This is a genomic window from Novosphingobium kaempferiae (assembly GCF_021227995.1).
GTDB classification, from domain to species: Bacteria; Pseudomonadota; Alphaproteobacteria; order Sphingomonadales; family Sphingomonadaceae; genus Novosphingobium; species Novosphingobium kaempferiae.
On the sequence record NZ_CP089301.1, the window covers coordinates 627,651 to 640,553 of the forward strand.

Sequence of the window (12,903 nt, forward strand, 5' to 3'; positions counted from 1 at the left end):
TATTGAGGTGCACGAGGCAACTCCTGCGCCTTCCATCGATTGCGGATTCGATTGGCGAGCGTTGTCGATACGAAGTTCTAAGGACGTCCGTGCACCCGGCGCACTTTCCCACGAACCCGGCGCGCGTTGAGCCGGCACTCCCCGCGGCTCGCCTGACCAGATTGAGCCGACGAAAACCGACCCGACCCGCGAACGACAAGGATCGTGTGACCATGGCGAAGACCCCGAGCGAACCCATAGCCAAGGGCGAGACCATCAATAGGGCACCCGAACTGCCGCCCGCAACCAAGACCGCAAGAAGCTTTGCCGAACCGCAGGGCGAAGGCGGCGAAACGCATCAGGCCAGCGAGAGCAGCGCGCCGACCCTCACCACGGCCCAAGGTGCACCCGTGGCTGACGATCAGAACAGCCTGAAGCAGGGCGCACGCGGACCGACGCTCCTCGAGGATTTCCATCTTCGTGAGAAGATCTTCCATTTCGATCATGAGCGCATTCCGGAGCGCGTCGTCCACGCCCGCGGCTATGGGGCGCATGGGTTCTTCGAGCTGACCGACAGCCTCGCCGACATCACCCGCGCCGACATCTTCCAGCGCGTCGGCGAGCGAACCCCCGCCTTCGTGCGCTTCTCGACGGTCGCCGGCTCCAAGGGCTCGGCGGACCTAGCGCGCGACGTGCGCGGCTTCGCCGTCAAGCTTTACACCCAGGAGGGCAACTGGGACATCGTCGGAAACAACATTCCGGTGTTCTTCATCCAGGATGCGATAAAGTTCCCCGATCTCGTCCACGCGGCAAAGCCAGAGCCCGACCGCGCCTTCCCTCAGGCGCAGACCGCGCATGACAATTTCTGGGATTTTATCAGCCTGACCCCGGAGTCGATGCACATGATCATGTGGATCATGTCCGACCGGACCATCCCGCGCTCGTTCCGCACGATGGAAGGCTTCGGCGTCCACACCTTCCGCCTGCTCGACGCCGAGGGCCGCTCGACCTTCGTCAAATTCCATTGGAAGCCTAAGCTGGGCCTTCAGTCGGTCGTCTGGAATGAAGCGGTCAAGATCAACGGTGCTGATCCCGACTTCCATCGGCGCGACCTCTGGGATGCAATCAACGCTGGCGATTTCCCGGAGTGGGAACTCGGCGTGCAGCTCTTCGACGACGAGTTCGCCAACAGTTTCGACTTCGATGTACTCGATGCGACCAAGATCATTCCCGAGGAAATTCTGCCCGTCCGCGTTGTTGGCCGTCTCGTCCTCGACCGGGTGGTCGATAATTTCTTCGCCGAGACCGAGCAGGTCGCCTTTTGCACGCAGAATGTGCCGCCGGGGATCGACTTCTCGAATGACCCGCTGCTGCAGGGTCGCAACTTCTCCTATCTCGACACGCAGCTGAAGCGCCTCGGATCGCCCAATTTCACTCATATCCCGATCAACGCGGCCAAGTGTCCGGTCGCGAACTTCCAGCAGGACGGGCATATGGCGATACGCAACCCAGTCGGTCGCGCGAATTACGAGCCCAATAGCTGGGGCACGGAAATTGGCGGTCCGCGCGAGGATTCGGTACGGGGGTTCCGCAGCTTCGCGGAAGTGGCCGAAGGTCCGAAGCTTCGTATCCGCCCGGAAAGCTTCGCCGATCACTACAGCCAAGCGCGGCAGTTCTTCGTCAGCCAGACGCCGATCGAGCAAAAGCATATCGGCGATGCGCTGGTGTTTGAGCTCTCCAAGGTCGAGCGCGTCGATATCCGCGCCAGGCTCGTCTCTCACCTCATCAACATCGATCCCGTCCTCGCCCGGACCGTGGCGGACGGCCTGGCGCTCGACCTACCCGAACCCGCCGTGGCCGCCCGGCCGACGATCCAGGACCTACCGCCCTCCGACGCGCTCAGCATCATCAAGAACGGTCCCCCCAGCCTCGAAGGCCGAAAGTTCGGCATTCTCCTTACCGATGGCAGCGACGCGGCGCTGTTCGCGGCGCTTACCAAGGCGCTCGACGCGCAGAATGCAGTCTTCGAGGTGGTGGCGCCAAAGGTCGGCGGCGTAACGCTGTCGGACGGCACGCCCCTCGCCGCCAAGCACAAGATCGACGGCGGTCCGTCAGTCCTTTTCGACGCGGTGGCGGTGCTCCCTTCGGCCGAAGGCGCGGCGCTGCTGGCGATTGACAAGCCGGCCAAGGACTTCGTCTCCGATGCCTTTGCGCACTGCAAGTTCATCGGCATCGGCGCTGCATCGGCGCCGCTGTTCGACAAGGCGGGCCTGACCGAAGATCTGGACGAGGGTTGCCTGCCGCTCGGCTCGGCCAAGTACGTCGACGCCTTCCTCGCTGCATGTGTCCAGGTGCGCCATTGGCCGCGCGAGCTGGCTGTCGATCTCGATGCCCAGCCCGATGCCTGAGCATGACGAGCCAGTGACGGGAGCCCTGCGTCCGATTCCGTCGCCCGAGCGGCTGCAAGAGCTGCTGTTCGACGCAGCGCGGCTCGGCCGCGCGGACATGATCCCGGCACTGGTCAGCGCCGGGATTGACCTCGAAGCACATGATCCCAAAGGCTATACCGCGCTTATCCTGGCTAGCTATCATAGCTCGCTCGAGACCACGGAAGCGCTGCTGGAGGCGGGTGCGCAGGTCGACGCGCCGGACATTGGCCGGGGTAATACAGCGCTGATGGGCGTGGCGTTCAAGGGCTATGGCGCCATCGCGCATCATCTTCTTGCCTCTGGCGCGCAAGTAAATCGGCGCAACCGCGCAGACCAGACCGCCTTGATGATGGCGGCGATGTTCAGCCATGCGGAGATCGTCAAAGCTCTGATCGCTGCTGGCGCAGATATAGACTGCACCGATGCTGCCGGAAACAGCGCCAAGTCTCTCTCTCGCATACAGGGTAACGCGGCGATGACGACCTTGCTCGAGACAGCTTCCCCGCCGATCCATGCGCTCGATGGATAGGTCTGCGGCTCCGACGAAGAGGCCAGACGGCGTCAGCGCGCAGGTTCTGGCGCTCCGGCACGAATTGATGCAGGGCGCGATGCGTCCTGTTGCTACATTCGCCTTGGCGGTCCGAGAGGTCGATATCCTCGAAGGCCGCGACGCGCTCTGGGCGATCGTTCGCCGACCCGGCAAGGGCAGCCTCGCGATCCGCGCGGCGCATCTCCCCGGCGGCGCGGCGAAGCCGCGTAAGGTCCGCGCCGACCCGGGCGAAACCTGTCGCATCGATCTGGAAGGCCCTATGGGCGCACAGACCGTCCGGTTCAGCGTGGCGGATGCCGAACTTTCGGTTTTGCGCCTCACGACGACGCTAACCCCCGCCGCGCCGCTCCTCATCCCCTTCCTTCCACGCGATCTCTATCCTTTGGGCGAGAATGACGATCCCATCGGCGCGGTCGGCCGGGTGGAAGCGGCGCAGCGCGGCCTCAACACCGGCCTCATCTATTTCCACTTGGACGAACCTGCCTTTGGCAGCGTCCTCTATGTCCAGAATTTTACCGCTCTCGCGGACTATTTCGCGGCGACCGACACGACGCCCGACGGCGCCGTCGGCGGCGAGTGGCCGGAGCTCGGATATCTGCGGCCATCGCCGCCGCAGAGCGGCACCCCGCCGGTCAACCCGCTGCCCGAAGGCAAGGCGACGACGATCTCGGATGCTTTAATCGTCTTTCATGACGATGTCGCGTCCAACGGCCAGGACATGGGCCGCCGCTTTATCCAGATGCTGGGTGCGGCCTATCGCAAGCTCGACCTCCCCGACACCGACTTTCGCGATTGGGTCTCGCGCGCCGATCGGACCCTGCGCGATCTCGATCAGGCAGATGAGGCGACGATCCGCCACTATGGCCACCGCTATGCGCACCCTTACACGGATGCCGAATATCCCGACATCATGGTGCAGATGTCGCTCATCGGTGCGCTGCACGACTTCGCTGTCTGGCGGAAAGAGCCCGTAGCGCTCGAAGCGGAGTTTATGGCGGGCCTCGGCAAGTTCCGCGACGCCAAGCTCAAGACCCTGCGCCGCTACCTCCCGAACGTCGGCAAGGATAAGGACAAGGACGCGGTTGACAGCTGGTATCTCTACCACCCCATGCTCAATCTTGGGCGGCTCGCCCTCGACGGCGAAGCCCGCGCCAAGCGCCTTTTCCTCGGTGCGCTGGACTATGCGATCAAAGCGGCACATCATTTCGACTATGCTTGGCCGATCCAGTTCAAGGTCGACGATTTTTCGGTGATCGTCGAGGCGCGAAACGATGATGGTCTCGGTCAGACCGACGTTGGCGGCCTCTACGCCTATGTCATGCTCCAAGCCTATGAGCTCAGTAATAAGGAGCAATATCTCCACGAGGCACGCGCCGCGATCGATGCTGCGAAGGACATGCGCTTCGAGCTCAACTATCAGGCGAACCTCACCGCTTGGGGCGCCGCTGCCTGCATGCGGCTCTGGCGCATCACGGCAGAAGACTATTATCTGCGCCACAGCTACGTCTATCTGGCGAGCTTCTTCCATAATTCGGCTATCTGGGAATCGCAGATCAAGGCTGCGCGCCACTACAGCAATTTCCTCGGCGTAACCTGCCTCCACGATGGCCCTTACATGGCGATCTACGAATGCTTCGATAGCTTCGCTGCGTTCGAGCGCTATCTGAAGGATAGCGGTCCCGACCTCGATCCGGCCGCGCGTATGCTCATCAGCGAATATTGTCGCTACGCCCTCCATCGCGCTTGGTTTTACTATCCCGACGCGCTTCCGGCTGATTGCCTCGCGACCGAGATCCGCAACGGGCATATCGATGCCGCGCTCTCTTTCCCGCTCGAAGATCTTTATCATGACGGCCAGCCGGCCGGGCAGGTCGGCCAGGAGATTTACGGCGCCGGCGCGGCCTTCGTGTTCGCCAGCCGCGCCTTTCATTCGGTCGAGGGCGAGCACTTCCAAATATATTGCGATCATTTCCTCATGGCGAGCGAGCGCAATAGCGCCCAGTCGGTGACGATCAGGCTCGATGGCGGCGACGGCTGCCAGGCGCGGCTCGCGCTAGTGCGGCGCGGCCGCGCGCGCCTCCCTGATTTTACGGTCGAGGTTGCCGGAGGTGATCGCATCCGCCCGACGCACGATAGCGACGAGCGCATCGGCTTCACCATCCCCGCCAGCGGCCGGATCACCATCCGCTGGGCAAAAGCGAAGGACAAGGCATGACGGATATCGAAGACGCGCACACTGCCATGCCTAGCCTGAAGGGTCGTCAGGCCATCATATCGGGCGGCACGACCGGGATCGGACGCGCGATCGCTGTTCTCCTCGCGAGCGAGGGCGCGAAGGTGTTCATCTGTGGCCGGACGCCTGAACATCTGGACGACGCGCTGGAGCGCATTCGCGAAGTCGGCGAAGGCGATGGCATCGCTCTCGATCTTGCCGAGCCCGATGGCGTCGATCGCTTCTTTGCCGCGGCTGCCGACTATCTTCCCGCAGCGGATATCGTCGTGATCAACGCGGCCGTGCCCGCAAAGGGCTTGTCGGAGATGTCCGACACGGATCTGCGCTATGCTCTAGCCACCGACTTCACCGCCTATGTGATGAGCGCGCATGCCGGCACCCGATTGCTCGAGGACAGAGGCGACATCGTTCTTATCGGCTCGATGTCGGCGCATGTTCTGGGGCCGGGTTCGACCGTCTATGCTGGGATGAAGGCCGGCATTGCAGGCTTCTCGGAAGCGCTGCGCAAGGAGCTCGGCCCCAAAGGCATCAAGGTGGCATTGGTCGAACCCGGAAAGACCGGCGCCGACTTCCAATATCCCGATATTCCGGCCAAAAAGCAGCGTGAGATGATCGAAGAAGAGTCGATGCTACGCGCCGAGGACATCGCGGTCGGGGTCCACTATCTCCTGACCCAGCCGCGCCGCGCGGTCGTGCAGCAACTCACCATCGCGCCGCGCATGCAGGATAGAGAATGAGCTTCGCAGTCGACCGGCTGGTCCTGACGCCCGCCGACATCGATCTCGCGCGATCGCCGCTTGCCGGCCATCTCAGCGCCGAAACCTATGTCCTCGGCGCGTTCAATCCGGGCCTGACCCGGCTCGCCAACGGCAATCTCCTCATGATGGTGCGTATCGCCGAAGCGTTGCGCCATCCCCTCCGGGACGCACATGTCCATGCCATACGATGGGAGCGTCGCGACAACGGCGTCGGCCGATACGTTCTGGACGCCTGGGCGCTTGAGCATGCCGATACCGCCGATCCGCGCAAATTTCTGCTGCGGGACGGCGGCTGGAAGATCATGGCCTTGACTTCGCTGTCATGGCTACTGCCTGTCGAGCTGACCCCGGACGGCCTTGCGATCGTGACCATCCATTACGACAGGGCGATCGCGCCCGCCAATGATTTTCAATGCTATGGTATCGAGGATGCGCGGATCAGCCGGGTCGGTGAACGCTATCTGATGACGACCTGCTCAGTCAGTCCGGAACGCCATTCCACGACGCTCTATTCCTCGCGCGACGGCCTAGATTGGACGTTCGAGTCGATCGTTCTCGATCATCAGAACAAGGACATGCTCATCTTCGAAGGGCTGATCGACGGCCAATATTGGGCGCAGACGCGGCCATTGGGCGACCTGTACTTCGCTTATCCGCCGGGTAGTGGATGGCGTGCGGGGCCTTCCATCAACCTGGCTCATTCGCCCGACGCGCTGTTTTGGAAGCCTTGGCATAAGCCTGGCATTCGCCCACATGCCGCGACCGTGGCAACGGCGCGCATCGGCGGAGGGACGCCGCCGATTCTCACCGATGACGGCTGGCTCACGCTTTGGCACGGTGTCGAGCCAAAGGAGATCGTGGGCATTTACCGGACATATTGGTCACTGCTCGACAAGGACGATCCCAGCATCGTGTTGCGGACCGAACATGCGCCGGTTCTAGAGGCAAGCGCCGAGCTTACCGAGCCGATCCAGGACCTCATGTACGTGCGCGATATCGTCTTCACGACAGGGATTGTTGATACAGGTGAGCATTACGTGGTCGCGTCTGGCGAGGCAGATCTCGCCTGCAGGCTAACTCACATACCCAAAACGAGGTTTAACGGCAGCTGATCGACGTGGTCATGATCGCGGATGACGGCTCATCCCTCCGGCAGACAGTTAATCCAGATCAGTCCGATTTGTCCAAACGACGGGAGCTTCTCACAGCGCTTGTGCATTTAACGTGCATGGAGAGACGCTCGCAAACGAGACCGGTCGCGATGGTCGTTGCGCAGGCAGATGAGCCTCGTAGCCTCCAAGCTGCGCAGTTAAAACGCGGCGGCTACGATGTTCGGTCGTTTAGTACCGCGTGGGACGCCTTAGCGATGTTCGGCGAGGAAATGCCTGACGCGGCCTTTATCTATCTAACCAAAGACAAATCCTGCCTCGGGTTGCTGGTTGAAGACCTTAAGCGATACGGTGTCGTAACTAACTGGATCATGCAGGGACGTGAATATTCCTCTCCCGGAAAATTTGGTCCGTCGACCCGCCCCGGGCAGCGCAATTAAAGGCGCGCAGATTTGCAGTAAACACTCCCTACCACCCTCTCACGTTTTCCAGGCCAAGGCGCTCGAGGATTATTCGATGCAAGAATTACAACCGGCACGAAATGGCTACACAAGCGAATTTTATTTCTCCGACGCATTCCAGCAGTCGCTCGCGCTTTGGAACCACAGGCGTCTCGCACCGGAATTTCCGACGGACAATTGGGCGGAAACCCTCACCGAAGACGCCAGAATGCAGGCGGTCGAAGGGGAATTTCTAGAACATCTCCGTGCTGCCATTCAGCCTGACGTCGCAGACATACCCACCAATCCCGATGCCTTCGTGTCCTGGTTCGAAGGTCTGATCGAAACCGGGCCGGGACAGAACGACCCGCTATTCCCGTGGCTGGCAGACCATGCGACGCGCGAAGAATTGCGCTGGTTCTTCGAGCAAGAGGCAGCCGGCGAAGCTGGCTTCGACGACCTTGTCGCCCTCACCCAAGTCAAGCTGCCCGATCGGGCAAAGATTGAGCTGGCGCGTAATTATTGGGACGAGATGGGCTGCGGTAACCCTAAGGGTATGCACGGACCGATGCTTACCGTCGTATCCGAAGCTCTCGATGTCGAACCGTCTATCCCTACCACAGTCCCCGAAAGCCTGGCGTTAGCCAATACTATGACCGGTCTCGCGACTTCCCGGCGCTATGCCTGGCATTCGGTCGGCGCGCTGGGGGTAATCGAGCTGACAGCACCGGGTCGTTCAGCACTCGTAGCAAAGGGGCTGCGGCGGATTGGTTTATCCAACCGCGAACGGCGATACTTCGACCTGCATGCGGTACTGGACGTGAAGCACAGCGAAACATGGAACCGCGAGGCGTTGCGTCCATTGGTCGAAGAAGATTCGAGACGCGCCGTGGCAATAGCAGAAGGAGCGCTAATGCGCCTCCTGTGCGGAAAGCGGTGCTTCGAACGGTACCGCAGCCATTTGTGGGCTGATCAGCCTGCCCGCGCTGAAGCGGCCTGAGCGGCGACACGCACTATGATCGCAAGGACCTACCCTTTCATGAGGGCGGCTCAGGTCGGACGCCGATATTTCTTGGCGTCGCGCTTTTAACGGTGTTTGTGGTCGCGATTGCTGTGATGTGGTCCGGGGGAAGGCTGCTGGAGGGCGTTGACCCGGCACTTCCAATCGGAACCAAGCGTAAGCAGACTGAGGAGTTTGATGAGCATTACTCCTCGGGATAAGAGTCCGGTGCCGCCTTCCCTTCGCCGGCCGCTCCCTTTTCCCGAGCGAATGCAGTAACTGCTTTTCGAGGCTGCCCGGATCCGCCGCGACGAGATGATTCCGATTGATCTCCCGGCCGGGATGGGAGCAATTCACGTCGAGCCGTTGGCGACGCCCTCCATCCGTGGCGGCGCAAACCCGATCGCCGTTGACCGACTCAGCCTTCATGAAAGAAACATGCGCCTGCGTCAGACGACGGAATATGCGATGAATAGCCTTGATCCGTGAACCTGAAAGTTTCCGCAGCATGGGCGCCAGCACCTCCACGCCATTTCGCGCGTCGATGATCTGCGGCTGAAGGGCCGATCGGCGCGCGAAGGCAAGCAACTGACTGGTCAGGCGGGTGGCGCGATCGGTCGTATCGGCGATGGCCTTGATGTACCGGAGTTTGCGCGCTTCTGGCAGTTCGGGCTTGCGCAGGAGAACGACGGATCCCCGGATCACGGTCAGCAGATTGTTGAAGCCATGTGCGACTCCGCCCGTGAGCTGCCCAATGGCCTCGACCTTTTGGGACTGACCCAGGGACTCTTCGCTCAGGCGCAGGGCTTCGCGGTTTCAACGTCAGCGGTGATGTCTCAGCCCGTCGCATAGGTCCTGCCGCCGCTCGGAGCTCCCACCCAGGAAATCCAGCGGATCGACCCGTCCTTGTGGAGATACTGGTTTACGATCCGAACCTCACTGCCGCCCTCCGTGACCTGCACGGCGTGATTGGTCTCGTCATGGTCCTAGCCAATGACGAACTCGTTGACATGGTGCCCCACCAATTCATCGGGCAGACCGGAGCCATTTCGGAGGATTCGCGGGCTTTGAGAGATTTGTCGAATAGCGATGGCGCCAGAATCGGCTCATCGAATAGATTTATCAGAGACTTAACCAAGGTTAATTTGGTTTTGTCGCGGGTTCGAAAATATCACGCTAACAGGCCGCATTCGTAATTGTTGCCCATTTTCGGAGGCGTGGGGTCGTGGAAGAACGACGACCGGATCAAAATGATAGAGAAGGCGATGCTACATGCTGAAGGCGCTCACTATGCGCTGCACGACGTCCTAGCCCGCGCATTGAGCCGGCTGCCGACTTCGGATTACGATCAGCTCATGCGGTCCTTGGTAGCACAGGCTGATGACCTCGATCCGGGCCTCGGCGCCGATCGGATCGCAGGTTACCGTGACGCGCTTGAATCGATCGCCGACGAGGTTGAGCACGCACGGCCACGGAGCTCGGGCCTGTTCAGCAGACTTCGCCGAAGTTGACCTCGGCTTATTTCGCGGAGAATCGAAGGTGACTTCGCAGTTTGGGCACGGCGTGTTATGTCGCCGTGCCGCTGCATGCTTGCACACGCGATGGGCGCCTAGAAAAATAGATTGGAAGAGATTTGCCTGCCTACGGGAGCGGTGGTCCGTCGCGTGAACAAACGGAAGGTGCGCTTCTCGCGTTACGAGAGGTAGCGACACAATTGCTCGAATTGATTTCAGAGCAAGACGTCCGGAGGGTGATCCGCGAGGTGCTTGATGACCTGCCCGACAGTGGTGCGACGCTCCCCTTCCGAATTGCTGAAAGCTACGTGCAGGAACTGTTTGCGATACAAGAAGAATTAGTCAGAATGGAGGACGGCGCGCACGCTTTGGTCGCGTATGTAGACGGCGTGATCGCCAATGGTAGGCCCACCGGCAGCAATTGAACGCCTTGGCCAGCGTAGGAACGCTGCCCATCCGTTTCTGCGTATTCGTCATTTATCAGCAAGCGGCGCATCGATAACAAAGCGATCTCGCACCTTTGTCCCCGAGCATCGCACATTGCTTCGGAGAGGGGTGTCGTCCGCGACCGTCTCACATTTCACAACGTCGGTCGGCGCACGCTAAAGCGAGAAGGAAGGGGTAGGACAGGCAGCGACCGTTTACACGCGGGCCTTGAGATGGCTTGATTCGGTTGGTATCCGACGAAAGCAAACGGCAACTATCGGGATATCCCCACTTTCAACCGAACATTTCCCGAACCGGCCAGCTCCGGGCAATGTGGGGCGCGGCAATATTGCGCCCATGCCGGCCGCTCAGCCGCTGCGAAGCAATCCCTGAAAGCCGCCGCCTCTGGTCAAGCCGTCAGCCGGTATGCGCAACCGTGTCTGCGGCATAAGCCTTTCGCTTGCCTAACGGCTGTTCCGCCCCAGTGGTCGTGTCACGCGACGTCTGCCGCTCCAGCTCGCAATTCAGCTCCGCACCGAGCAAGAGTACATAAGCTGAAAGATACAGCCAGGTGAGCAGTACCATTGCAGCGCCCAGCGATCCGTAGGTGGCGTCATAATTGCCGAAATTCGCGACGTAGAGCCCAAAACCGAACGTCATGAGCATCCACGAGAGGGATGCAAAGAGCGAACCGGGTGTCAGCCACCGCCATTTCGCGTGGGCCCGATTGGGGCCAAAGCGGTAGATGACCGCGGCCAAGGCGGTGCCCCCGGCTCCAACAAGCAGATACGAAACGATCGTGATCAGAACGGCGAAGAACGGTGGCGCGCCGCTAAAACTGGCGCTGAGCGCGGAAAGGCCTGCTATAGCGATCATAGCGAGGATGGCGATGAGCACGCCGCCCGCAGCGATCGCGAGAGACAGCAGGTTGAGGCGAACGAAGCTGCGACTTTCCTCTTCATCATAGGCGATGTTGAGGGCCACGATCAGCGCCGATGCGCCCTTCATCACACCGTATAGAGCGATGCCCAAGGCAATGACCAGGCCAATACCTTTTTTGCCGTCTGAGGTTTGCACGACGTTGGAGAGCTGCTCTCCAATCAACTTTGCTGCCTCGTCGAGCATCATGGATGTGAGTGATGCTATGTTCGACGCTACGGTTTCCGGGGTCGCCACAAGACCATAGGTCAGCACGATGGCGCCAAGTGTTGGTACTAGGGCGAGCACCGCACAGAAGGCGACCCCCGAAGCGATCAGGCTGAGATTGTCCTTACTCGCTTCCTGCCAAGCCCGAACGACCACCTGCCTCCAGCCCGATCTTGGAATGGCAGTAGGGGTGGTCGCGTGCAGACCGCGAGAAGCTTTGGGATCAATCTGTGGCAATGTTTACTTCTCCTGTTGGATATAGCCAACAGGTGGACGGGCAATACGTTGCATTCGCAACATTTACCGCCAACATGTTCTCGATCGTCTTTGTCCGGGAAATGGGAAAAGATGGCCTCCGCTTCGCCTGACCGGGTGCCCGATCACATCAGGACGACAATGCTTCCGCACTGGTCAGTTCCCGGATCTGAGCAGCGAGCGTGTAAGCTGGCAGCGTAGATCGCGTAGTGCAGGAACTCGGTGGGCCAGCCGGTGTTTTATCGCATGAGGCTGCACACAAGCGTCCGGATCGGCATAGCGATTACCCCCGCCAGAGCCGCACCTCGATAAGAGGGCCGTTATGATGACGGCCCTCTTGCTATTTCTGGACTGAGATCGCTGCCTGATCACACACCGTATTGATGCGCTGAGGGACCGGCGTGGGAGCCGCCGTATTCAGGCCCTCATTCAGCCCGCTCAGCAAGCTTCTGCAACCGGCGAGGCAGCTCCCGCTCGATCGACTTGCGCCCATGGGGCTGCATCTTTCGCCACTTTCGAACTTCGTCGAGGGTGCGCGCGCATCCGCGGCACCACCCCGAGCGGCCTTCGAACTGGCACACCGAAATGCACGGATCCTTGATGCTCAACTTCCGTGCCCTTGATGCATGACGCCGTTCGCTGGCAGTTACGTCTCAGGCTGCCAGCCCGTCAAGGCGTAGGGTCCAGCCCCAGCAATTCCTCGGCAGCGCGTGCCAGATTGTGAGCCGTATAGGGCTTCTGGATCACCATGCGGGCCCGGTGCTCGTCCGGCAGTTTCGCCTGCTCTCCGTACTCGGAGGCAAAGAGGAACGGCACGCGCTTCTCCAGCAGCCGATCTGCGACCGGGAAGCTCGCCTGATCGCCAAGGTTGATGTCCAGTACCGCGAACAAGCCCTTAAGCGCCGAAGTGCTATATGATCGCTTAGCGGAGATGTTGCCGGCGGAGGATCAACCCGCAAAGCTAAGGCAACCGAAGCCATAGAGCTGATTTCGACATTAGCGCACATTAAATCGGCGCCGTGATCGTAAGCACTGAAAGCCGGCAAGTTGCGGCCCTTTGGCGG

Annotated in this window: 12 protein-coding genes; 8 read left to right on the forward strand and 4 right to left on the reverse strand. The window is 60.8% G+C overall.

Annotated features, from left to right (window positions below; genetic code table 11):
• Window positions 1-212: 212 nt before the first annotated feature.
• The 6 genes from katE (at window position 213) to LO787_RS03115 (ending at window position 8,498) form a co-directional block, all read left to right on the forward strand.
• Entirely contained in the window at window positions 213-2,387 is a 2,175-nt protein-coding gene (gene katE, locus LO787_RS03090) for a catalase (RefSeq protein WP_232496238.1), read from the forward strand.
• Window positions 2,380-2,937 carry an ankyrin repeat domain-containing protein gene (locus tag LO787_RS03095; RefSeq protein WP_232494412.1) on the forward strand — a complete coding sequence of 186 codons (558 nt, stop codon included), beginning with the start codon at window positions 2,380-2,382 and terminating at the stop codon, window positions 2,935-2,937. Before katE ends, LO787_RS03095 begins: the two co-directional genes overlap by 8 nt.
• Window positions 2,921-5,173: a hypothetical protein gene (locus tag LO787_RS03100; RefSeq protein WP_232494413.1), complete on the forward strand. Its 2,253-nt coding sequence runs from the start codon at window positions 2,921-2,923 to the stop codon at window positions 5,171-5,173. The genes LO787_RS03095 and LO787_RS03100 overlap by 17 nt, the downstream gene beginning before the upstream one ends.
• Entirely contained in the window at window positions 5,170-5,928 is a 759-nt protein-coding gene (locus tag LO787_RS03105) for an SDR family oxidoreductase (RefSeq protein WP_232494414.1), read from the forward strand. The genes LO787_RS03100 and LO787_RS03105 overlap by 4 nt, the downstream gene beginning before the upstream one ends.
• Window positions 5,925-7,061: a glycoside hydrolase family 130 protein gene (locus LO787_RS03110; protein WP_232494415.1), complete on the forward strand. Its 1,137-nt coding sequence runs from the start codon at window positions 5,925-5,927 to the stop codon at window positions 7,059-7,061. Before LO787_RS03105 ends, LO787_RS03110 begins: the two co-directional genes overlap by 4 nt.
• A gap of 513 nt (window positions 7,062-7,574) precedes the next feature.
• Window positions 7,575-8,498, forward strand: a complete 924-nt coding sequence (locus LO787_RS03115) for an iron-containing redox enzyme family protein (RefSeq protein ID WP_232496239.1) — start codon at window positions 7,575-7,577, stop codon at window positions 8,496-8,498.
• Here LO787_RS03115 and LO787_RS03120 read toward each other — a convergent pair.
• Window positions 8,409-9,203 carry a hypothetical protein gene (locus LO787_RS03120; RefSeq protein WP_232494416.1) on the reverse strand — a complete coding sequence of 265 codons (795 nt, stop codon included), beginning with the start codon at window positions 9,201-9,203 and terminating at the stop codon, window positions 8,409-8,411. The two genes, LO787_RS03115 and LO787_RS03120, sit on opposite strands and share 90 nt — an antisense overlap.
• A 491-nt stretch (window positions 9,204-9,694) precedes the next feature.
• On the opposite strand from LO787_RS03120, the gene LO787_RS03125 reads away from it, so the two are divergent.
• Both LO787_RS03125 and LO787_RS03130 read left to right on the forward strand, forming a co-directional pair.
• The gene (locus LO787_RS03125; RefSeq protein ID WP_232494417.1) at window positions 9,695-10,009 is read left to right on the forward strand and encodes a hypothetical protein; all 315 of its coding nucleotides are present in this window, start codon (window positions 9,695-9,697) and stop codon (window positions 10,007-10,009) included.
• A gap of 203 nt (window positions 10,010-10,212) precedes the next feature.
• Entirely contained in the window at window positions 10,213-10,437 is a 225-nt protein-coding gene (locus tag LO787_RS03130; protein ID WP_232494418.1) for a hypothetical protein, read from the forward strand.
• Between the two features lie 418 nt (window positions 10,438-10,855).
• Here LO787_RS03130 and LO787_RS03135 read toward each other — a convergent pair whose 3' ends face one another.
• The 3 genes from LO787_RS03135 to LO787_RS03145 form a co-directional block, all read right to left on the reverse strand.
• Entirely contained in the window at window positions 10,856-11,821 is a 966-nt protein-coding gene (locus LO787_RS03135; protein ID WP_232494419.1) for a YihY/virulence factor BrkB family protein, read from the reverse strand.
• Window positions 11,822-12,264: 443 nt separating this feature from the next.
• Window positions 12,265-12,420, reverse strand: coding sequence for a DUF1289 domain-containing protein (locus LO787_RS03140; protein WP_232496240.1), 156 nt, complete (start codon window positions 12,418-12,420; stop codon window positions 12,265-12,267).
• An 88-nt stretch (window positions 12,421-12,508) separates the two neighbouring features.
• Window positions 12,509-12,730 (reverse strand): response regulator, encoded by a 222-nt coding sequence (locus LO787_RS03145; protein ID WP_232494420.1) that lies wholly within the window; start codon window positions 12,728-12,730, stop codon window positions 12,509-12,511.
• Window positions 12,731-12,903: the final 173 nt, after the last annotated feature.

Coding starts and splice junctions, on each gene's coding strand:
- katE (WP_232496238.1), top strand. CDS start 213: ATGGCGAAGACCCCGAGCGAACCCATAGCCAAGGGCGAGACCATCAAT.
- LO787_RS03095 (WP_232494412.1), top strand. CDS start 2,380: ATGCCTGAGCATGACGAGCCAGTGACGGGAGCCCTGCGTCCGATTCCG.
- LO787_RS03100 (WP_232494413.1), top strand. CDS start 2,921: ATGCGCTCGATGGATAGGTCTGCGGCTCCGACGAAGAGGCCAGACGGC.
- LO787_RS03105 (WP_232494414.1), top strand. CDS start 5,170: ATGACGGATATCGAAGACGCGCACACTGCCATGCCTAGCCTGAAGGGT.
- LO787_RS03110 (WP_232494415.1), top strand. CDS start 5,925: ATGAGCTTCGCAGTCGACCGGCTGGTCCTGACGCCCGCCGACATCGAT.
- LO787_RS03115 (WP_232496239.1), top strand. CDS start 7,575: ATGCAAGAATTACAACCGGCACGAAATGGCTACACAAGCGAATTTTAT.